Annotated in this window: 21 protein-coding genes; 14 read left to right on the top strand and 7 right to left on the bottom strand. The window is 39.9% G+C overall.

Annotated features, from left to right (window positions below):
• Positions 1–74: 74 nt before the first annotated feature.
• Both AACH28_RS10470 and AACH28_RS10475 read right to left on the bottom strand, forming a co-directional pair.
• Positions 75–494 carry a copper resistance protein NlpE gene (locus tag AACH28_RS10470; protein ID WP_070565053.1) on the bottom strand — a complete coding sequence of 140 codons (420 nt, stop codon included), beginning with the start codon at positions 492–494 and terminating at the stop codon, positions 75–77.
• 84 nt (positions 495–578) lie between these two features.
• Positions 579–911, bottom strand: coding sequence for a lipopolysaccharide assembly protein LapB (locus AACH28_RS10475; RefSeq protein ID WP_286767040.1), 333 nt, complete (start codon positions 909–911; stop codon positions 579–581).
• Between the two features lie 401 nt (positions 912–1312).
• Here AACH28_RS10475 and AACH28_RS10480 point away from each other — a divergent pair, with 401 nt between their 5' ends.
• The 7 genes from AACH28_RS10480 to AACH28_RS10510 all read left to right on the top strand — a co-directional run bounded on the left by AACH28_RS10480 (position 1313) and on the right by AACH28_RS10510 (position 8161).
• Positions 1313–2050: an electron transfer flavoprotein subunit beta/FixA family protein gene (locus AACH28_RS10480; protein WP_341832921.1), complete on the top strand. Its 738-nt coding sequence runs from the start codon at positions 1313–1315 to the stop codon at positions 2048–2050.
• 20 nt (positions 2051–2070) lie between these two features.
• Entirely contained in the window at positions 2071–3045 is a 975-nt protein-coding gene (locus AACH28_RS10485; protein WP_341832922.1) for an electron transfer flavoprotein subunit alpha/FixB family protein, read from the top strand.
• A 115-nt stretch (positions 3046–3160) separates the two neighbouring features.
• A complete protein-coding gene (locus AACH28_RS10490; protein ID WP_088160444.1) occupies positions 3161–3787 on the top strand; it encodes a bifunctional nuclease domain-containing protein in 627 nt (208 codons plus the stop codon).
• A 45-nt stretch (positions 3788–3832) separates the two neighbouring features.
• The gene (locus AACH28_RS10495; protein ID WP_075991314.1) at positions 3833–5203 is read left to right on the top strand and encodes a nucleoside permease; all 1371 of its coding nucleotides are present in this window, start codon (positions 3833–3835) and stop codon (positions 5201–5203) included.
• A 39-nt stretch (positions 5204–5242) separates the two neighbouring features.
• Entirely contained in the window at positions 5243–6568 is a 1326-nt protein-coding gene (locus AACH28_RS10500; protein WP_341832923.1) for a mechanosensitive ion channel domain-containing protein, read from the top strand.
• 263 nt (positions 6569–6831) lie between these two features.
• Entirely contained in the window at positions 6832–7197 is a 366-nt protein-coding gene (locus tag AACH28_RS10505; RefSeq protein WP_149525777.1) for a transposase, read from the top strand.
• A gap of 115 nt (positions 7198–7312) precedes the next feature.
• Complete coding sequence (locus AACH28_RS10510; RefSeq protein ID WP_341831486.1) at positions 7313–8161, top strand: transposase; 849 nt, start codon at positions 7313–7315, stop codon at positions 8159–8161.
• Positions 8162–8417: 256 nt separating this feature from the next.
• Here AACH28_RS10510 and AACH28_RS10515 read toward each other — a convergent pair whose 3' ends face one another.
• From AACH28_RS10515 to AACH28_RS10525, 3 genes are all read right to left on the bottom strand, one after another.
• Entirely contained in the window at positions 8418–9977 is a 1560-nt protein-coding gene (locus AACH28_RS10515) for a calcineurin-like phosphoesterase family protein (RefSeq protein WP_341832924.1), read from the bottom strand.
• A gap of 345 nt (positions 9978–10322) precedes the next feature.
• Complete coding sequence (locus tag AACH28_RS10520) at positions 10323–10742, bottom strand: hypothetical protein (RefSeq protein WP_075994657.1); 420 nt, start codon at positions 10740–10742, stop codon at positions 10323–10325.
• 175 nt (positions 10743–10917) lie between these two features.
• Positions 10918–11490, bottom strand: a complete 573-nt coding sequence (locus tag AACH28_RS10525) for a C40 family peptidase (protein WP_046673998.1) — start codon at positions 11488–11490, stop codon at positions 10918–10920.
• Between the two features lie 175 nt (positions 11491–11665).
• Between AACH28_RS10525 and AACH28_RS10530 the strand changes: the two genes are divergently transcribed.
• A complete protein-coding gene (locus AACH28_RS10530) occupies positions 11666–12562 on the top strand; it encodes a DMT family transporter (protein WP_112373638.1) in 897 nt (298 codons plus the stop codon).
• Between the two features lie 177 nt (positions 12563–12739).
• Here the strand turns inward: AACH28_RS10530 and mtaB are convergent, their stop codons facing one another.
• On the bottom strand, positions 12740–14062 hold the full coding sequence (mtaB, locus tag AACH28_RS10535; RefSeq protein WP_070565022.1) for a tRNA (N(6)-L-threonylcarbamoyladenosine(37)-C(2))-methylthiotransferase MtaB: 1323 nt from the start codon (positions 14060–14062) through the stop codon (positions 12740–12742).
• Positions 14063–14328: 266 nt separating this feature from the next.
• Here mtaB and AACH28_RS10540 point away from each other — a divergent pair, with 266 nt between their 5' ends.
• From AACH28_RS10540 to AACH28_RS10550, 3 genes are all read left to right on the top strand, one after another.
• Entirely contained in the window at positions 14329–15150 is an 822-nt protein-coding gene (locus tag AACH28_RS10540; RefSeq protein WP_341832925.1) for a thymidylate synthase, read from the top strand.
• Between the two features lie 61 nt (positions 15151–15211).
• A complete protein-coding gene (locus tag AACH28_RS10545; protein WP_112373640.1) occupies positions 15212–15706 on the top strand; it encodes a dihydrofolate reductase in 495 nt (164 codons plus the stop codon).
• A gap of 167 nt (positions 15707–15873) precedes the next feature.
• Positions 15874–17082 (top strand): serine hydrolase, encoded by a 1209-nt coding sequence (locus AACH28_RS10550; RefSeq protein ID WP_312745692.1) that lies wholly within the window; start codon positions 15874–15876, stop codon positions 17080–17082.
• A 207-nt stretch (positions 17083–17289) separates the two neighbouring features.
• Here AACH28_RS10550 and AACH28_RS10555 read toward each other — a convergent pair whose 3' ends face one another.
• Complete coding sequence (locus AACH28_RS10555; protein WP_286803122.1) at positions 17290–18297, bottom strand: D-alanine--D-alanine ligase family protein; 1008 nt, start codon at positions 18295–18297, stop codon at positions 17290–17292.
• 147 nt (positions 18298–18444) lie between these two features.
• On the opposite strand from AACH28_RS10555, the gene AACH28_RS10560 reads away from it, so the two are divergent.
• The 3 genes from AACH28_RS10560 to AACH28_RS10570 all read left to right on the top strand — a co-directional run bounded on the left by AACH28_RS10560 (position 18445) and on the right by AACH28_RS10570 (position 21073).
• A complete protein-coding gene (locus AACH28_RS10560) occupies positions 18445–19431 on the top strand; it encodes a PASTA domain-containing protein (protein WP_286803125.1) in 987 nt (328 codons plus the stop codon).
• A 194-nt stretch (positions 19432–19625) separates the two neighbouring features.
• The gene (mltG, locus tag AACH28_RS10565; RefSeq protein WP_112373644.1) at positions 19626–20666 is read left to right on the top strand and encodes an endolytic transglycosylase MltG; all 1041 of its coding nucleotides are present in this window, start codon (positions 19626–19628) and stop codon (positions 20664–20666) included.
• Positions 20666–21073, top strand: coding sequence for a thioesterase family protein (locus AACH28_RS10570; protein ID WP_070564999.1), 408 nt, complete (start codon positions 20666–20668; stop codon positions 21071–21073). The genes mltG and AACH28_RS10570 overlap by 1 nt, the downstream gene beginning before the upstream one ends.

A 21073-nucleotide genomic window follows, 5' to 3' on the forward strand; every position in this document is an offset into this window, starting at 1 on the left:
CATCCAAAAACATAAAAAAGCCGAAAGTATACTTTCGGCTTTTTTATGTGTTAATATAGCCCTTAGGCTATATATCAATTTTTTGTCAAGACATAATATTTGGAAATATCACCCGTAATATCATTTCCGGAAAGATCCAGCTGGCTGAGTATCCGATTTCCTAATTTGAACTTATAGTCGACGCCGTCCAATGTAATGATGTTGCCATCCAATTTCCATTTTCCTTCACGCATAAACACATCATCACTTTTATTAAGGTATTTAGATGAATATTGGTAGGTGTTGTCTGCATGCAATGAAATAAGCGTTTCTATACCATCACAATCCGCACAAGGCATGACACCTCTATATTCACCAATCACTACTTCCGCCTTATCCCTACCTTTTAGGTCTTGTAAATTATCTTTATAGACCGCAACACTTTGTTTGGGATTATCACATCCCACCATTCCAATTGTCAATAACAAACCCACAATCCAAATATACCTTTTCATCTCATTCCAAATTCAAAAAAATCAGCATCTAACAGTTACACCAATAAATTCATAACAAATTAAATACCAAAAATTTAGAAAAGATTAAAAATCATCTTCATCATCGTCTGTCAAGAATGACAATGCACCTTGTAACTCGCCCAAAGCATGGAAATTACGCGTCTTGCGAGCGATCTCAATCCCGGATCTATAGGTATTAATCGCGTACTCCTGTCTATTCAATTTTTCGTACAATTTACCCAAATGATAATACGTTCCTATATAATCTGGATTCGTATGTACTAAATTCTCAAATCTTACCATGGCCTCTTGTTCATCTTCCTGCTTGAGATATTCAGCTGCAATCGCATATTTTAAAAATGGATCTTCAGGGCTCTCTTTCAAAAATTCATTCAGTTGATCCAATCGTGTCGACATATCTTTTTTATTTCAAACTTAGACAAATTGCATATTATATGCAATTTAATTGTATATCCACTAAAACAATTCCTTGTCTCTCCATATCACACGAAAGGTTTTTATAAACAGGGACCCCGAATGAGCTGCGATGTTATATAAAATTACTATGCTAGCATATAAAATGACAATTTACTGACGTAATAAATCTATTGTCAAGAACCGGCTATTTAAAATAAAAAATTACAAAAATGACAATAAAACACATCAATATTATATCACATCAAAAAAAATAAAAGAAAAAAACTAGTAAAATTACAAATTCATCAAAATCTCAAGACAACTTTTTAACAGCATTTAAAACGCCTTAGCACTTTTTAATTGAAAGAAAATATGGTAAGTTTGAGTAAAACCAATCGTATATGAAAATATTAGTTTGTATAAGTAATGTCCCTGACACTACATCCAAAATCACTTTTACAAATGATAACACTGCATTTAATACAGCTGGTGTACAATTCATTATAAACCCTTATGATGAAATTGCTTTATCCAAAGCAGTTGAGTTGGCCGAAGGTGGAAAAGGAACCGTAACTGTCATCAATGTGGGCGATGCATCTACTGATGCAACCATTCGAAAAGCATTGGCAATTGGTGCAGACAATGCTGTACGGATTAACGCCGTTCCGCGCGATGCTTGGTTTGTTGCTAATCAGATAGCAAAGTATGCCAAAGACAATGCATTTGACTTAATTTTAACTGGCCGCGAATCCATCGACTATAACGGTGCTCAAGTGGGGGCAATCGTAGGAGAACTGCTGCATATCCCTTCTGTTTCCATTGCCAAAAAAGTTGATATTGCGGGCGACGCAGTCACAGTTGAGCGCGAGATTGAAGGTGGAAAAGAAGTATTGACAGCAAAGCTGCCAATCGTCATTGGTACAGCAGAAGGTGTTGCCGAGCCAAAAATACCTAATATGCGTGGTATTATGAGTGCGCGGACCAAACCATTGGATGTGCTCGAACCTTCCACTATAGACGTTCTTGAACACATTGTCAGCTATGAGACACCAGCTCCGCGCGGTACGGTCAAACTTGTTGACGCTGCCGAGGTAGAAAAATTAGTTTCTCTTCTTCACGACGAAGCTAAAGTTATTTAATCTTTAAACGCTAAAACACCATGTCTATACTCGTATACGTAGAAAATACCGATGGAAAATTCAAAAAATCTGCTTTTGAAGTTGTTTCTTATGCAAAATCCATCGCCGATAACATGCAGACTGATCTTGTTGCGATTTCAATTGGAAATGTCGCCGGAGACGAACTTGCTGGCTTGGGCAAGTACGGTGCTTCCAAAGTATTAAATGTCGACAATGAGCGACTAGCTTCTTTTGTAAACCAAGCGTATGCAAGCATCATTGCTGAAGCCGTAAAGAGTACCGGCTCAAAAATACTTGTGCTGTCCAACTCTTTCTCGGGCAAAGGACTCGCTCCACGTATTGCAGCCAAATTAGAGGCTGGTCTGGCCGATGGCGCACTCGAATTGCCGAAAATCAATGGCGACAAACTGACTGTCAAAAAAACAGCGTTCTCCAATAAAGCGTTCGCTACGCTCGAACTATCCTCGGATATAAAGGTCATCGCACTAAGCCCGAATGCATATGAAACAAAAGAGACCGGTGGTAGCGCAACTGTCGAAACTTTTGCTCCCAATATTGACCAAACAGATTTTACAACGATGGTCAAAGAGATTGTTCGAGCAACAGACAAAGTTTCCCTGCCCGAAGCTGAAATCGTCGTCTCCGCAGGCCGTGGTTTAAAAGGCCCCGAAAACTGGGGTATGGTGGAAGAACTTGCAGACGTCCTTGGTGCAGCTACAGCATGTTCAAAACCCGTATCTGATGCAGGCTGGCGCCCGCATTCGGAGCACGTAGGCCAAACAGGTATTGTTGTTAGCCCCAATCTCTACATTGCTATCGGTATCTCCGGAGCAATACAGCATTTGGCCGGAGTAAGCTCTTCTAAAACAATCGTTGTCATCAATAAAGATCCAGAAGCGCCCTTTTTCAAAGTGGCCGATTATGGAATTGTAGGCGATGCTTTCGACGTCGTTCCGAAATTAACGCAGGCATTGAAGGCTTACAAAGGTATTTAAAGCTTTCTTCCGATATATTCTCCCCATTTATCCAAAATGAATGGGGAGTTTTTAGTTGTTATAATTGCATATAAAAGCAAATTTATCTAAGTTTGTAGACCGCTTTGGAATTAAAATGAAGAAAATCAGATTAGATATCGTTGGTTTATCCTATAGTCAAACGCAATCTGGGGCTTATGCTCTTGTATTGGGAGAAGTGGAGGGCAACAGAAGATTGCCCATCATTATCGGCAGCCACGAGGCTCAAGCTATTGCTATTCGGATAGAGAAAATGATTCCTAGTCGTCCGCTGACACACGACCTATTTCAATCTTTTGCAGATTCTTTTGGTATTAAACTCATTGAAGTACTGATCTATAATTTGATTGAAGGGATATTTTATGCTAAAATTATCTGTTCCGACGGCAACAAGATTGTCGAGATTGATGCCCGCACATCCGATGCCGTTGCACTGGCTGTACGGTTTGAAGCTCCGATCTATGCCTACGAATTTATTATGTCCTCTGCTGGAATTATCATTGAGGGACATGAGTTCGCATTTTTGGAAAACCTAGACAAGTCCAACAAAGTTCAGGATCCAAGTGTTGTTGAGATCGAAGAAAAAACACCTTCAAAATCCCCACAAAATCCTTTCTCCACGTTGACAGATGAGCAACTGGAGCAAGCACTTAATCAGGCATTGACCGAAGAAAACTACGAGCAGGCTGCATTGATTAGGGATGAGATTTCCAAAAGAAAATAACTCCTTTCATTAAAGCGAAACAAAAATTTTAAATAACATCGATTTATGTCTATTAAATTAAGATTGACCATTATGAGCTTCTTTCAGTTTTTTGTCTGGGGAGCATGGTTGATTACAATAGCAAACTATTGGTTTGGCACAAAACAATGGGATGGTACACAATTTGGAGCTATTTTTGCAACCATGGGGATCGCTTCTTTATTTATGCCTACCCTGATGGGAATTATCGCCGATCGTTGGATAAATGCCGAAAGATTATATTTTATTCTTCACTTATGTTATGCGGGTGTTTTATTCTATTTACCTCAGGTAAATGATCCAAACACCTTTTTTTATGCGATGCTTGCGGCAATGTGTTTTTATATGCCAACTTTGGCCCTATCCAACTCCATTGCGTATACGGCATTGAATGAAAATAACTACGATTTGGTCAAGGCATTCCCGCCTATCCGGGTTTTCGGAACGATAGGCTTTATCGTTGCCATGTGGATCACCAATTTAACAGGCAACAAGGCCACAGCTTATCAATTTTATATCGCCGGAACCGCAGCTTTGGCTTTAAGTCTCTATGCTTTTACATTACCTAAATGTCCACCGAAGAAGTTACAACAGGAAGATGCTTCCTGGACACAACTATTAGGCTTGGAAGCATTTAAACTTTTTGGAAATTATAAAATGGCTTTGTTCTTTATTTTTTCCATGTTCTTAGGTGCCGCACTCCAATTGACCAATGCCTACGGTGATGTGTTTTTGGATGAATTTAAATTCTACCCTAAATTTGCAGAATCTTTCGTTGTGAAATATTCGACCATCATTATGTCGATTTCGCAGATATCCGAGACACTTTTTATTCTTGCTATTCCATTTTTCCTCAAAAGATTCGGTATAAAAAAGGTCATGCTGATTTCGATGTTTGCCTGGGTATTACGTTTTGGATTATTCTCATTTGGTGACCCTGCAGGCGGACTTTGGATGATTGTATTATCCTGTATCGTCTATGGTATGGCATTTGACTTCTTTAATATCTCGGGTTCTTTATTTGTTGAAACCTCCACAACATCACGCATACGCAGCTCGGCACAAGGCTTATTTATGATGATGACAAACGGTTTCGGTGCCGTTGTAGGCAGTTTTGCATCGGGTTGGATCATTGACCATTACTTTACCAAAAGTTTTCAAAACAGTAAGGATCTCGCACAATACCTGGATACAACAATCGATAATACCCATTTTCTACATTTCCTGCAGGAAAAGAGTATTTCCATATTACCTGACGGCATGTTAAGCGGTAACCTCATGCTAAAAGACTGGCATGACATCTGGCTTGCATTTGCCATCTACACCTTGGTTATAGCAATCTTCTTTGCTGTATTCTTTAGACATAAACACGAGCGTGAACCGCTAAACTCAAAATAACCGAAAGCCGCTAATTGCGGCTTTTTGTATATTTGTAACATGCAAAGCACAGCAACGGAATTATTCAAAGATTCCCAATCCTACATCTATAACTGGACATTTCAATGGATTAAACAACTTGGTCTTGATAATCAGGGGAGCCACTTTGTTAACTCGATCCTTTTACTCTTACTGGTTATCCTGTTTTTGATCGTCATTGACTATTTCACCAAAAGAACGTTACTCCTGTTAACAATCAAAGCCATCAGGCGAAGTACAAATCGCTTTGATGATCTATTGATCCGCAATAAAACGCTGAAACTTATTGCTCATTTTGTTCCGATATTAGTGGCACAATATATCATGCCCATTATCTTCATGGGTTTTCCAACCTGGAAAGAAAACAGCAATAAAATACTTGACATAGCAACGACCGTCGTCAGTTTACTGATTATCCATTCGCTTCTGAAAAGTTTACGGGACATGCTGCGCATGAAGAAATCTTTTGCCGACAAGCCCCTGGAAAGTTATTTACAGGTGTGCCAGATTATCCTATTATTTATCGGTGGGACGATCTGCTTTTCGATATTGACTGGAAAATCCCCTTGGTCCTTCTTATTATCCTTGGGTGCCGCATCCGCAATTCTGATGTTGGTATTCAAAGACACTATACTAGGATTTGTTGCCAGTATACAAGTTTCGGCCAATGACTCCATCCGTGTAGGCGATTGGATAGAGATGCCCAAATATGGCGCCGATGGAACGGTCAAAGAGATTAATCTCAATAATGTAAAAGTACAGAACTTTGATAAGACCATTACGACGATACCGACACATACGCTATTGTCGGATTCGTTCAAAAATTACAGGGGCATGCAGCAGTCGGGCGGTAGGCGCTTAAAGCGGGCCATAAATATCAAAATTTCCACGATTCGATTTTTAGAAAATGAAGAAATTGAAAAACTCAAAAATATACAGATCCTGCGGCCGTATATCGAAGAGCGCGCCAGGACAATTGACCAATTCAACACCCAACAGCAGATAGATCAGTCAAGCCCCATAAACGGTCGCAAAATGACCAATTTAGGGATGTTCAGAGCTTACACACTCACCTATTTACGTCAAAACCCCAATATCCACAAGACCATGCCCCTGATGGTGCGTCAGCTTGCTTCAACCGAACACGGTGTTCCAGTCGAACTTTATTTCTTTGTAAACGATATCCGCTGGGAATATTACGAAGGAATTGTTTCGGATGTATTCGACCACCTATTTGCCGCCACAAAATACTTCGACCTGGAGATCTTTGAAAATCCGGCATCGGATGATTTTCGGCCTGCTATCCGGCATAAAAGCCTTCATGACTTCGCAGACCAACAACAATAAAAGCGAACGGAATGTTCTTTCTGGCCAATAACGTCAGACACTTTCAGAAGAAAATATCGCTGTCGAACTAAGTGTTCAGCCGAACTATGTGTTCATATATTGCTAAGGTTCATACCAAACGAATTACCAGGCAAAACCTTGTCTGCATAAATCAAATGAACTGTAAGAACAGGCCAGCCGAGAAGCAGTTAAATGGGATCATGTACAAAAGTTGTGGAGGGGATAAAAAATAATTAGATATTTGTGCTTTGATATTTATACAGATGCACGAATCTTTTAACGCGTTAATGCCCTTAATTATTCCCGAAGGAGTTTCCGATTATTTTGAGATGACCCACTATTCCAAAGAAGAAAAAAGACTGGATATCTTTCTGGAGGAACTCAATAATACACCTGAAGAATATCAAGGCCAGAAGTTGATTTCCAAGGGGTTTTTCGAACCCGTTACCCTTCAAGATTTTCCTATCCGTGGCATGCAGGTCTATCTTCATGTCAAGCGCCGCAGGTGGCTCAACCAGGATACCGATAAAGTAGTCTACAGAAATTGGGAACTAGTAGCCAAAGGGACGCGCATCACACAGGATTTCGCAGCTTTTTTAAAAGGTATCAGCGGACAACCAGGCTCATAGCATTCAGACCATCAGTTCATTCTATGGGATATCAGCCAGTAAACTAAGGAGATACTACCGCAATAAACTGAGCGGTTTCCAGGATTGGGAGCATCGCGAAAATGCGCGAGATGGATTGACCTTCCCACAGAATGTCAGCGGCCATCTTTCTATTGACGAGACCTGCCTATCCCATGGCGAGCTCTATACCGTTGTCACCAATAAAGAAGCACGGGGCAAAAAAGGGACCATTGTAGCCATACTGAACGGGACAAAATCAGAGAACATTATCCCGATCCTTCAAAAGATCCCACAGAGATTACGAAATAAAGTTCAAGAGATAACGCTTGATTTAGCCGGTAATATGGGATTGATAGCCAAAAGATGCTTTCCCAATGCTGTTCAGGTAATAGACCGTTTCCATGTTCAGCAACTTGCTAACGAAGCGCTTCAGGAAATAAGGATAAAGCACCGCTGGCAGGCCATTGACGATGAAAATCAAGCAATTGACCAAGCACGAAAGAATAAGGAAACCTATTTTCCGGAAGTCCTATCCAACAGTGAAACCATCAAACAGTTACTTGCAAGAAGCCGATACCTGCTTTATAAAAGTGAACATAAATGGACTTACGAGCAAAGAGAAAGGGCTGCTGTACTCTTTGAGCGATATCCCGATATTGAAAAGGCGTACAGGCTATCCCAAGAACTCTCTTGGATATTCAACACCACCATAGATAAGATCTACGCCTTTACAAGGTTGGCAAAATGGGCGGATAAAGTGGAACAGGCCGGCTTCAAGTCATTCAACACCGTCTCCAGAACCATAAATATCCATCACAAAAAAATATTGAACTACTTCGACAACAAGAGTACAAATGCTTCAGCAGAATCTTTCAATGCAAAGATAAAAGCTTTCAGAAGTCAGTTTAGAGGTGTAGGTGACATCAATTTCTTCCTGTTCAGATTGACCAAATTATTTGCGTAGTCCACAGGTTTTGAAACTGATCCGTTAAATGCTGGTATCGTAAGATAGCCTAAAAGGTCTAAAACAGTGAAAGGTAATCTGGGGAGATTACCTTCACTTTAAAAACAAACTAAATTTTCAGACGTGTTTCACAACAGATCTACACATTAACCCTAACTCTTTATGAATCAAAAATTACTCTACACAAATATAGGATCGTTATGTTAAGTGCATCTTAAGCTATCTTTAAACTTAAAACAACTCTACAAATGCTTATTTATCTCACCTCAATAGTCTTTGTTGCCAGGTGTACTCTATTGAAAAGATCAACCGCTTGAACCTCAATCTGATATTTACCAGCTTTAAGTTTGGGCAAATTAGCTGTCCACAGATGACTGGATTTTTCGGGGTTCGAAGGTCTACGCGTATTCTTTAATTCAGTTGCTGTATCGTATTTAGCAAGAGAATTTAGGAATGCCGGATCGTTTTCATTGACAAAATCCATTTCCTTCCATTCGCCCTGATTGATTCTATACGTTACCTTGTCACCTTCCTTTCCAATGAAAAAATTAGCGTATATCGGATATCTCTTTGTGTATTTTTCTGGAACGACTGATGCGCCATATAAATCAATCTGATACGTTGCTGGCTTACCGACAACCTTATAATCAAAACTGTATTGGTTACCCTCGATTTTTAATATGGCATACCCTTTTGGTGTACCGTCCCGCATTGTAGAAACAGGAATTCCCTTTTCATTCAACTCGCCCGAATACCAGTCGCCCGAGGTTGTACCCACATTATATTCGTGATGTGGCTTTTCTTGTTTCCATCCGTCCTTTTGTCCATAAAAATATTGGCGCTGAAAGTGTGTATGCGCGGACAGAGACAAGGTATGCTTAAATGGAGCCAAAATATCGAACAGACGTTGTCTATCTTCGTTACGAAAGACATCCGAGTTTTGATGGTATAAAGGAATATGAAATGCCAACACAATCAATTTATCTTTAGCAACGTTTTTTAAGTCATTTTCCACAAAATCAAGCTGATCTTTACGGAATCCGCCTAAATAACCTTTACCTGTCCGTGGATTCGGATAAATGATATTATCAAGAATGATAAAATGCGTGTTTCCGTAATTGAACGCATAATTATTGGGGCCAAACGTCCGCTCGAACGATTCATCGGAGAGGATATCCAGTTTAGCATCATAGTTCATATCGTGGTTTCCCATGACATTATACCATGGCAAGCCCATCGTGGAAATCACCGATTTATATTTTGGCTGAAGTGAAAGATCGTCTCCCACCAAGTCGCCTAAGCTTATTCCGAATTTCGCAATTGTCTTATCGGAAATTTCATTGATCACACCATTTTTGAAATAGGCCAGTTCTTCCTCCGTGTAAGCCTGTGGATCACCAAAAACAAAAGCTGAAAAATTAGGATCCTCATCTTGTTGATACATTGCAAAATTTACAGCAGCAGGGATTTTTCCTGTAGCAGCAACAGCAGGATATTTTGAAGCTGGACTACCGTTTACTTTATGGATATAATAGAATTTTGGGTGGTTATTTTCATCCAAGGGCAAAGCATAGCCTGTTGGTTTAACCACAAAAATGATGTTGTCATTTCCAACGGGCAATTGGTAATTACCATCTTTATCAGTCGTTGTCACTTCACGCCCGTTACTAACAGAAACAGACGCAATGCCTTGTTCGTTTTTATCTAATTTTCCGTTCTTGTTTGCGTCCAGATAAACTTTTCCTTTTGCAAAATCTTGCGCCTGCACAGCGTTTACGCATGCCCAGGAAATTGCTAGTGCCAAAAATGCTTTCATATGAAATTTTGTTTTGGCGCTAAAGTATTCGATTCAGGTTAACGGAGTATAAAGAGAATATAAAGAATTTATCAAAAAAACAAAGGAAGCCATTTAACACTCTTGTATTAATTAATCCATATTTGGCAGTATCGTTATAGGGACTTTATCCGTGTTTTATACGTATTCATCCGAATGAGGTCCCTATCAGGTCCCTATTAAGTCCCTATAAAATCCCCATTAACATATATGTTGTTGGCCGGTTAAATCCTTCTTCCATCCTTTGTTTTCAGACGGATATTCGGCACAAAAAAAGAGAAACCAATGACTTGATTTCTCTCTTTACCCTTAGGGCCTATTTCTTAACTATCTGGCTTGCGCAGTTGCCAACATGCGGTTGACTTCATCGATCATTGATTTTGCTGCATCGTGCATCCGAGGGTTGCCTGCAAAATCGGCGTCTAAAGTAATATGCTTGGACTTATCTTTATAGTTGTACTCTAAATAAAAACGTGGAACTTTAGAATGTGTTGAATCCTGCTGCCATTCAGGTCCAGTCATATCGGTATCCAAGTTCCAAAAGCCGAGCTCCATTGCTTTGCGGTGCAGGTACAATAAATCGTCTTTTGTAAATTTTACAGTATCGGTAATTAAAGAATCTTTTTTGTCTAAATACTTATAGATGCGTGTTTTTGAATTGTATTCGTTGACCATGTGGTTCGGCTCGCCGTATTTGAATTCAATGGATTCAAAATCAGCAAAACGAAAAGGGGCATTTTTGATCATATTACTGTAGTAATAAACACAATACATCAAAAACGGCACAATAATACAAAGGCCCAAAAAAATCTTCTTACTCTTGATTGTCATTTCTATAAAATTTTGACAAAAATAAGGATTTATACAGGGTATAAAAGTTTATATCAAGATATGACATAAAACCTACATGAAATTCACGCGTTTAGATATTGGGAGAGCCCGCGTCAACAAAGGTCTTCGCATACCAACTGTCGGAAAGATCAGAGATAATAACACCTTTCCGTGTCGAAACATGAACGAACTTATTATTATGCAGGTATACACCAACATGATCTATTCCATTTCGTCCGAAAGAAAAAAACACGAGATCTCCTTCTTCAAGTTTATCGACCTTTTTTCTCTTTACTATTCCTTCCATGTCACGCGAAGTCCGCGGCAAATTCCCTTTGTATACTTCAATATAGAGCAGATTAACAAATCCCGAGCAATCTACCCCCGATTTGGTCTGTCCACCCATACGATGCGGTATCCCCATCCAATCGTCAATAAAGGAATAAAGGTGCGGATTTAGTTTTTTGGTACTCACATTGAGCAAGTCTGCATAATTGTCAAGTTTGGATCCCGAAAAAGTTTTTCCACGCGCTGAGCTCGCATCTGTCAAAACCGAACCATTGGAAGAATGTGTTTTGGAGCTAAGTACCTTTTTCTTCGTTGAACAACTGCTCAAAAATAGAACTGCACCTAAAAAGAAGATAAAATAAGATCTGACACCCATGCTGTTCGATTTACGTTCTTGCTTAACAAACTTACTTGCCTAACAAACTTAATTAAATTGCTGTTGATATCCAATAAATTTGCTTGCCCCCGGAGATTGCTTTTCTTGATAAGAACGTCAGATAAGAAAAAGAATTGTTCAGAAATCGTAACTTTGACGCCTAATTTATTTGAGAATGGAAAAATTAAAAGGTGCATTAGCTGTCTTTTTAGGTGCGAGTAGTTTTGGGATACTATCAACGTTTGTTAAAAAAGCCTATGGTAAAGGGTTGAATTTAGGAGAGGTAACGGGAATTCAGGTATTGTTTGGCATGCTTATCCTTTGGCTTATCTATATCATCATCAAACTCTTTTCGGCAAAGTCATTTCACTCTTCAAGCAAGAAATCTTCATGGATCAAGATATTAATCAGTGGTACTTCGACCGGTTTGGTGAGCATTCTCTATTACAAATGTGTACAGCTCGTCCCGGCTTCGTTGGCCATCGTACTGCTCATGCAGTATATCTGGATCGGTGTGGTAATCGAATTTATCTTTTTCAAGGCAAAACCTTCAAAAAACAACCTGATTGGTATCGGCATTGTACTCATTGCAACATTATTAGCGACTGGACTTCTTGAAAAAGGCTTGCAACACCTCAACCTAACAGGTGTCTTATTTGGTCTTTTAGCAGCGACCGCCTATTCGGTCTTCATGATCGTCAACGGTCGTGTCGGCAATGACTATCACCCCATTCAAAAAAGCGCTATTATGGTAACGGGGGCCTGTATACTGGTCTTCACCTTGTTTCCACCTGCTTATTTATGGAATGGTCAATTTGATGGTAACTTCCTCTATTTCGGCTTGATCCTCTCGCTATTTGGCACGGTCATCCCGCCTTTATTATTTGCCTATGGCCTACCGAAAACGGGCTTCTCCTTAGGCGGAATATTGAGTTCGGCGGAGCTACCTGTAGCCACCTGTATGTCATTTTTTATACTTCATGAAAGTGTATCCACGATACAATGGCTCGGGGTGCTTTTGATCTTGGGTACCGTCATCTGGTTGAACGCAGCAAAGAGCAGTACGCATTAGAGGTACCGATTTACTTCCGGTCAGATTACTGCAGTCAATTTGATCAGGAACACAACTGTGTGCTGCAATCAATAGGGAAATTATGGAATTCCCGTTAACGAAAAAAGGCAATCTTCTCTAATAAGATTGCCTTTTTTATATGTTATAAATCTTAATATAGTATAACCCTTAAAAAGATTAATGTGTCAATGTCTCCGGAATTTCTTCTACTTCCACTTCACAGGAATCCGTTACTTCCATAAATTTAACCGGCACAACCTCATTCACCAATAATGGATCGTATAAGGTCCGTACTTTGACATAGTTTTTAGAAAAACCATGCATATAACCATCTTTTTCGTCTGCTTCAAACAAAACATCACCAGTCTCACCAAGCTGTGACTCATAAAACGCACGGCGCTTCTTCTCCGAAAGGATGTGCAACATTTTGCTACGGTCGCTGCGTTGAGCTCCCGGTACAGCACCGTCCATTTGAGCAGCAATCGTATTCTCCCTTTCTGAATAGGTAAAGACATGCAGGTAAGAAATATCCAAATCATTCAAGAAATTGTATGTATCGATAAAGTCTTCACGTGTTTCTCCCGGAAATCCGACAATAACGTCAACACCGATACAGCAATTAGGCATCAATGACTTGATAAATGCGACACGCTCTGTGTAAAGTTCTCTTTTGTACCTTCTGCGCATTAAACTCAGAATTTTATTGCTTCCAGACTGCAGTGGCATATGGAAATGTGGAACAAAACGTTTTGATTGCGCCACAAACTCAATAATATCATTGGAAAGAAGATTAGGTTCTATCGAAGAAATCCGAATCCTGTCGATATCTTCAACTTCATCCAAAACCTTTACCAAATCCAAGAATCGGTCTTCACGCTTACCATCCCGAATGCCAAAATCGCCAATGTTTACACCTGTTAAAACGATTTCTTTGACGCCTGAAGCTGCAATTTCTTCTGCTTGACGCACAATATCTTCGATCTTGCCCGAGCGACTTCCGCCACGTGCCAAAGGAATCGTACAAAATGTACATGAATAATCGCAGCCGTCCTGTACTTTTAGGAACGTACGCGTACGATCGCCAATCGAATAAGCCGAGACAAATTGATTGGTCTCATCGATTGGACCATTATAAACGATCGTTTTTTCCTGTTTCGTCAAATCATTGATATGCTCAATAATATTAAACTTTTCAGCTGCACCTAAGACCATGTCCACTCCGGGAATCTCTGCAATCTCTTTTGGTTTTAGCTGCGCATAACAGCCAACAATCGTAATATAGGCGTTGGGAGAGTGCTTTAAAGCTTCCTTCACTACTTTTCTACACTTCTTGTCAGCATTATCCGTTACCGAACATGTATTGATTACATAGACGTCTGCACGGCTATTGAACGCTGTGGTATCATAGCCCGCATCTTTAAATAAACGACCAATGGATGATGTCTCCGAATAATTCAGTTTACATCCAAGTGTATAAAAAGCTACTTTTTTATTCTCCATAATATTTTGCAAAATTACATTTTTTTTCAGTAACCCCTCTTACCATTTTAAGTTTTGACTTTCTCGTTATAAGGATTTTCCTTAGTTTTGACTATCTTGAAAGGTTGAATGCACCGGCGGCTTATTACGGACAAACTAAATTAGAGCCGGACATGATGTATTCAAATATTCCCCGATTGAGAATCAGACACATAAAATAGTGTTATTCGTTCTGTCCAGTTCGATTATAGTATTGATATTTGGTATTTAATAATTACTTTTTACAGATGAAACAATATTTAGATTTACTCAGACATGTATATACGAATGGTGTTGTAAAGACAGATCGTACGGGCACAGGTACCAAAAGTGTCTTTGGATATCAGATGCGTTTCAACCTTCAGGAAGGTTTCCCTTTGGTAACGACGAAGAAATTACACCTGCGATCCATTATCCATGAATTGATCTGGTTTCTTAAAGGTGAAACCAATATTCAGTATCTCAAAGAAAATGGCGTAAGCATTTGGGACGAGTGGGCTGACGAACAAGGAAATTTAGGCCCTGTATACGGATCACAATGGCGCTCCTGGCCAACACCCGATGGCCGTCATATCGATCAGATCACACAGGTTATCAACCAGCTAAAAAATTCACCGGATTCACGCCGTATTATTGTATCGGCATGGAATGTTGCCGAAATAGAGCATATGGCATTACCTCCTTGTCATGCCTTTTTTCAGTTTTATGTCGCTCCGGCACAACCTGAAAAAGGTATCTTAAAGCCGCAATTGTCCTGTCAACTCTATCAACGTAGTGCCGATATATTCTTGGGCGTTCCTTTCAACATTGCCTCTTATGCTTTATTGACGATGATGGTCGCACAGGTTTGTGACATGGAAGCCGCAGAGTTTATCCACACCCTTGGCGATGCACATATCTACAGTAATCACTTCGAGCAAACGGAGCTCCAATTGAGCCGCGAGCCAAAAGCGCTACCCCAGATGAAAATAAACCCAGAAATAAAAGATATCTTTGATTTTAAGTTTGAAGATTTTGAATTGTTAAACTACGAATCCCATCCACATATCAAAGCTCCGGTGGCCGTTTAACAAGAAAGGTACCTGATTTTGTAATATATTTTAGCGAACGAATAATCACCTTATATCAAAAATGAGCAACCCAACGATCACATTAATCGTAGCTGCGTCGGAAAACAATGCCATCGGAATCGACAATCAGATGCCTTGGCATTTACCCAACGACTTTAAATATTTTAAGAGAAATACCGTTGAGCACTCTGTCCTAATGGGCAGAAAGACTTTTGAGGCCATAGGCAAAGCATTACCAGACAGAAGGAATATTGTCATTACACGTAACGCGAATTTCCAGGGAGAAGATATTGATGTTGCCAACAGCATTCAAGAGGCACTCTTGTATTGCCGGGATGAACGTGAGGTATTCATCATTGGTGGCGCAAACATTTATCAGCAAGCGCTACCCTTGGCAAATAAAGTGCTTCTGACGCGCGTACATACAACTATCAAAGGTGACGCTTTCTTTCCTGAATTACCGTCAGAAGAATGGGAATTAGTTGCCTCAGATTCGCATCAGGCCGATGACAAACATGCATTTGCTTATACCTTTGAAGTTTATACGCGAAAATAATTCCATGTTTACGACTAGCAAAACGCAATAGGATCATGGAGCTTTTTGCTTCATGATCCTATCACCATTAAAAGCTATAGAAGAGCTTAATCGACAAGACTAAACAGGCGCGACACTTTGATCTAAAGCACATGCAAAAATACCTCACCCTAATTCTTACTCTATTCATGTCAGATCTATACGCTCAGAAGATAGATACTGTTTACCTGGAAAAATTACTCCAAAGTCATCCCGATCTATTTCAAAACATATTAAGTCACCCGACGAAAAATGAAGTACAAATTCTGTATACACAGATTGATCGTGACAAATCCAATAAGCCACATTTCAGGTCCTATAGCTATCGACTGAATCCGAACTGGTATTTTTATCCTGCAAGTACAGTGAAGCTGCCGACAGCAATTCTGGCTTTGGAAAAAATCAATGACCTGCATATTGCCGGTCTCAGCAAAGATACCCCACTACGCATCGATTCTGCTTTTGAAAAGCAGACTAAGGTTCTTGTGGACGAATCCGCCGCCAATGGCCTTCCATCTGTTGCTCAATATGTTAAAAAGATCTTATTAACCAGCGACAACGATGCCCAAAACAGGCTTTTCGAATTTATTGGCCGTGCAGAACTGAATGCGAAACTAAAAAAATACGGCACTAATTACAGCCGCATTGTCAACCGTCTTGCTATTGGCGACAAAGGCATATGGGCCAAACATACTAACCCCGTCACCTTTTATAAGGGGAAGGATATTATTTATAAACAAGAAGCACAGTTCGATCCCAAGGATTATACCATCGAGCTGTCCAATACGCTTCAGGGGAAAGGTTACATGAACGATAAAGATGAACTTGTTCATGAACCCTGGAGTTTTGAAGGATTAAATGTATACGCTTTGCAAGATCAACAGCTGATATTGAAGAAGCTGTTATTTCCCGAAGCATTTCAGCCTCAAGAAAGATTCAATCTGAAAAAAGATGACTACGCGCTCCTCTATGATTATATGTCGCGCTATCCCTTTGAATCGGATTTTCCAAAATATGATCCAGCAGAATTCTGGCCAACGTATAGCAAGCTCCTTTTTTATGGCCGTGAAAAAAATGCGATCTTAAATCCCAACATCCGGATCTTCAACAAGTATGGAGATTCCTATGGCTATAATATTGATAATGCCTATGTCGTCGACTTTGAACATGGCGTGGAATTTATGCTCGCCGTTGTTGTACAGTCCAATGAAAATGGCATCTACAACGATGGACGCTATGAATATGAAACAGTAACCTATCCTTTTTTAAAAAATATCGGCCAGGTAATTTATCAGGAGGAGCTGAAAAGAGTTAAAAAGTTTAAACCTGATCTATCGAAATTTGATTTCAGAAAATAAAACACAAAAAAGGCTCTCAGAAAATTGAAAGCCTTTTTTGCGCATCGTCATCGTGGCGTATTTTTATCCCCCTTGGCTAGAAGGCTGCTTATGCGAATGATCAGCGGGCTGTGGCTGGGAAATGCAGTATGTCATCATCGGAATGTATGCTTATCCGCGCTCCAGCCATATAGTCCCTGCCTCAAGTCTTACTGAGATAGAACAAAACTATTTCGATTGTAGAGCCGTTTCGATCAACTCCCCGTAAAAATCCCCCTCCTTCATTCCAAAAGCCCGTACCTGCTGCGGAATAAAACTTTGTGGAGTCTGCCCCGGAATGGTATTAATTTCGATAAAATAAAATTTATCGGTATCGTTTTCTAAAAAGAAGTCCACCCGAACCATACCCTTACAGTTCAATCTCACATAAATTTCCCTTAAAATACGTGCAGCGCGCTCCTGCTCTTCCGTAGTCAGGTCTGCTGGTGTAATCTCTTCGGTCAATCCAGGTACATACTTGGCTTCATAATCAAAAAATTCACGTGTAGTACGAACTTCGGTAGCCGGCAAAACAACGAGTTCGCCTTTTGAATTCCTAAAAATTCCCTCGGAAAATTCGCGTCCAGTCACAAATTCTTCAACAATAACCTGTTTCCCGGTATTCTCTGCATCAAAAGCTTTATCAATGGCTTCCTGAAGTTGTGCCGATTCCTTTACTTTGGTCATTCCGATACTACTTCCACCGGCATTAGGTTTCACAAAATACGGCAGCGAAAGATTGCTTTCGACGATTTTGACCGCTTCCAGGAGTTGCGATTCAAACAATAAGACCGATTTTGCCAAATGCAACTCGGGAATATCCGATAAGATCGCTTTTGTATACCCTTTATTCATAGTCAATGCCGAAGTCAAGGCATCACATGAGGTATATGGAATATCTAATAAATCAAAATAGCTCTGAAGTCTTCCATCTTCTCCAGGCACACCATGCACCATAATAAATGCTAAGTCAAAGCTTAAGATATCTCCGTTCAATGGAAGTGTAAAATCTGCTTTTGAAATCGGATGCCGCTTACCGTCCAAATCTTCATAGTACCATGCTTCTTTGGTCACTGTAATCAAATATATATCGTATTTGTCGTGATCAAGTTGAGAATTGACAAAGGCAGAACTTTTAAAAGAAACTTCAGCTTCTCCTGTATAACCTCCAGTTATTAATGCTATTTTTGCTTTCATAAATTTTAGCGATTCGAATAGCAAATATAATTTGCTATACACGGAAAAACGAATAATTTTGTGAGGAATAATTTTATTTAATCATTCTGCAAACTTGGCTTTAATATTGCGGTTCTATGCAGAATTAATTTTTATCAAAACAGAGAAATGTCCAAAGTCGTACAATATCTTCAGACCCCCACTTTTAGGAAAAATCTTATTGCCGCTCTTGTCGCGATAGTATGTCTATTCCTTTTCGTTTATGTTGGACTGAAAATATATACCAAACATGATGAATCTATAGCCGTTCCTAAAGTGAAAGGCCTTCATATCAGTGCTGCCATCCAGGCGCTGGAAGACGCGGGGCTGGAATATCAAATTGACTCCGTCTACCAGATGGACGCCAAACCAGGAATGGTCATCGAGCAGGATCCCGAACAAGGATTTCATGTAAAATCGGGGCGGACTATTTATTTGACCATTATCACACAAGTTGCACCTGAAGTTGCCTTTCCGAATATAAAGGATAAAACATTGATCGAAGCAACGGCTATTTTGAAAAACCATAACCTTAGAATCGGAGACACTTCTTATGTCGCCGATATCGCTAGGGACATCGTATTGGATGCTCAATTTGCAGGACAATCAATCCGTAACGGGCGCATGATTCCTAAGGGTTCACGTATAGATCTAGTTTTGGGAAATGGACTCGGTGCTAATGAAGTGGAAATACCCAACTTAATTGGTCTTCCATTAAACGAAGCGAAGTTTGCCCTATCTGGAGCTGGTCTAGGCCTAGGCACAGTGACTTATGATCCCAATGTAACGGATACAGCCACCGCAGTAATCAGTGTACAATCACCAGGAATAGAAAAAGGCTTAACCAGCTTAGGGGCTAAAATAGACATAACGCTCTCATTGACGGCACCAACAACAACTACAGGTGCTCCAGCTGGAGGTACGCCAACTCCTAAACCACAGGCAAACCAAACACAGGTTACTCCGCCAGCAGCAAAAGCTCCGGTTCAGTCTAAGCCCGTTGCTCCAGCGAAAAGTACCACAACAAATACGCCAGCAGCTAAATCGACAACAACAAATCCAACTGCAGGGCAGAAAAAAGAAAAAGAAAGTAAAGGGAATAGTCTTGGCTTTTAAGTGTATTGACTTAAAAATGAAGCTGCATGGCATAATCTCCATTATGATGGATTAGCGTTTGTTGCAGATTCAGGAATTGTATAAAATATAAAGATGAAACCGATCCATATCTGGGCGATTTCATCAACCATTGACCGCTAAAGGCTGTATGAATGCCCTTAATAGCGAACAACAAATGAATAAAAAATTTTAGCATGGAAAATAAAAAAGGAATACCAAGTTGGTTAAAAATCATTGCCCTGATCGTTATCGTTGTCGGAGGTTATTTTGCTTGGACATTTTATAAAGCATTTTATGCTTCTAATGTATCGGGAGAGAAAAAATACCTGTACATACACGAGGGCGAAAAATATGAAGATGTATTGAAATCAATCAAGGATTCAAATCTTGTGGATGACATCGCTTCCTTTGAGCGTGCCGCACAATATAAAAAATATGAGCAAAGTGTAAAACCCGGACGTTATCTGTTAAACCCTGGTATGAACAATAGACGCTTAGTTGGCAATTTGATTGGTGGCTACCAAGAACCTGTAAAATTCAGATTTTCCAATGTGCGACTGAAAGAGAATATGGCCGCACTCCTTGGTAAAAGTTTTGAGGCAGATTCTGCAGAATTTATCGCGGTACTAAATGATGAGGCTACAGCACAGAAATATGGATTTACAAAAGAAAATCTGATTGCTATATTTATCCCCAATACCTACGAAATTTATTGGAACACCAATCCCGAAAAAGTAATTGCTCGTTTTGATGATGAATGGAAAAAGTTTTGGAATGCAGATCGCACGGCAAAAGCAAAAGCGCTTAACCTGACACCGCAACAAGTCAGTACATTGGCTTCTATTGTCAAAGGTGAAGCCTTACACCAGGATGAAATGCCCATGATCGCCGGATTATATTTAAACCGCCTCAAAAAAGGCATGTTATTGCAAGCTGATCCTACCGTGATCTTTGCCAACAACGACTTTACCATTAGAAGGGTATTGAATAAGCACCTTAGAACAGACAATCCTTACAATACTTACATCTATAGGGGCTTGCCTCCAGGTCCTATTTCAATTCCAAGTATTGCTGCAATTGATGCGGTCTTAAACTTTAAGCAACATGATTATATTTACATGTGTGCTAAAGATGATTTTTCGGGCTATCATAATTTTGCAAAAACAGAGGCTGAGCATTTGATCAATGCACGTAAATTTCAACAGGCATTGGACGCCAGAAATATTAAAAAATAATGTTTGTATTTGACCATCAGATTCGTGTCCGCTATGCAGAAACAGACCAAATGGGTTATGTTTATTATGGAAATTATGCTGCATTTTACGAAATAGCGCGGACTGAAATGCTGCGGAGCACGGGGATATCGTATAAGGAGCTGGAAGAAATGGGGGTCATGCTCCCCGTTACGGAGATGAAAACAAAATACCTAAAACCGGGCAAATACGATGATTTGATCACGATACGGGTAACAATCCGCCAGAAACCTGCCGTCCGTATTATTTTTGAATATGAACTGTTCAATGAAAGCGGAGAACTACTCAACCAGGGCGAGACAACTTTGGTCTTTGTCAACATGGAAAAAAATAGGCCTTGTATGCCGCCACAGGTTTTCTTGGATAAGATGAGTAACTATTTTAATTGA

The organism is Sphingobacterium thalpophilum, assembly GCF_038396785.1.
Taxonomy (GTDB): domain Bacteria; phylum Bacteroidota; class Bacteroidia; order Sphingobacteriales; family Sphingobacteriaceae; genus Sphingobacterium; species Sphingobacterium thalpophilum_A.

What these genes read in the sequence shown, in the direction of transcription:
- AACH28_RS10515 (WP_341832924.1), bottom strand. Translation starts at nt 9,977, where the DNA reads ATGAAAGCATTTTTGGCACTAGCAATTTCCTGGGCATGCGTAAACGCT.
- mltG (WP_112373644.1), top strand. Translation starts at nt 19,626, where the DNA reads ATGGAAAATAAAAAAGGAATACCAAGTTGGTTAAAAATCATTGCCCTG.
- AACH28_RS10485 (WP_341832922.1), top strand. Translation starts at nt 2,071, where the DNA reads ATGTCTATACTCGTATACGTAGAAAATACCGATGGAAAATTCAAAAAA.
- AACH28_RS10480 (WP_341832921.1), top strand. Translation starts at nt 1,313, where the DNA reads ATGAAAATATTAGTTTGTATAAGTAATGTCCCTGACACTACATCCAAA.
- AACH28_RS10470 (WP_070565053.1), bottom strand. Translation starts at nt 494, where the DNA reads ATGAAAAGGTATATTTGGATTGTGGGTTTGTTATTGACAATTGGAATG.
- AACH28_RS10505 (WP_149525777.1), top strand. Translation starts at nt 6,832, where the DNA reads ATGCACGAATCTTTTAACGCGTTAATGCCCTTAATTATTCCCGAAGGA.
- AACH28_RS10550 (WP_312745692.1), top strand. Translation starts at nt 15,874, where the DNA reads ATGTCAGATCTATACGCTCAGAAGATAGATACTGTTTACCTGGAAAAA.
- AACH28_RS10570 (WP_070564999.1), top strand. Translation starts at nt 20,666, where the DNA reads ATGTTTGTATTTGACCATCAGATTCGTGTCCGCTATGCAGAAACAGAC.
- AACH28_RS10520 (WP_075994657.1), bottom strand. Translation starts at nt 10,742, where the DNA reads ATGATCAAAAATGCCCCTTTTCGTTTTGCTGATTTTGAATCCATTGAA.
- mtaB (WP_070565022.1), bottom strand. Translation starts at nt 14,062, where the DNA reads ATGGAGAATAAAAAAGTAGCTTTTTATACACTTGGATGTAAACTGAAT.
- AACH28_RS10555 (WP_286803122.1), bottom strand. Translation starts at nt 18,297, where the DNA reads ATGAAAGCAAAAATAGCATTAATAACTGGAGGTTATACAGGAGAAGCT.
- AACH28_RS10560 (WP_286803125.1), top strand. Translation starts at nt 18,445, where the DNA reads ATGTCCAAAGTCGTACAATATCTTCAGACCCCCACTTTTAGGAAAAAT.
- AACH28_RS10475 (WP_286767040.1), bottom strand. Translation starts at nt 911, where the DNA reads ATGTCGACACGATTGGATCAACTGAATGAATTTTTGAAAGAGAGCCCT.
- AACH28_RS10495 (WP_075991314.1), top strand. Translation starts at nt 3,833, where the DNA reads ATGTCTATTAAATTAAGATTGACCATTATGAGCTTCTTTCAGTTTTTT.
- AACH28_RS10530 (WP_112373638.1), top strand. Translation starts at nt 11,666, where the DNA reads ATGGAAAAATTAAAAGGTGCATTAGCTGTCTTTTTAGGTGCGAGTAGT.
- AACH28_RS10545 (WP_112373640.1), top strand. Translation starts at nt 15,212, where the DNA reads ATGAGCAACCCAACGATCACATTAATCGTAGCTGCGTCGGAAAACAAT.
- AACH28_RS10540 (WP_341832925.1), top strand. Translation starts at nt 14,329, where the DNA reads ATGAAACAATATTTAGATTTACTCAGACATGTATATACGAATGGTGTT.
- AACH28_RS10490 (WP_088160444.1), top strand. Translation starts at nt 3,161, where the DNA reads ATGAAGAAAATCAGATTAGATATCGTTGGTTTATCCTATAGTCAAACG.
- AACH28_RS10525 (WP_046673998.1), bottom strand. Translation starts at nt 11,490, where the DNA reads ATGGGTGTCAGATCTTATTTTATCTTCTTTTTAGGTGCAGTTCTATTT.
- AACH28_RS10500 (WP_341832923.1), top strand. Translation starts at nt 5,243, where the DNA reads ATGCAAAGCACAGCAACGGAATTATTCAAAGATTCCCAATCCTACATC.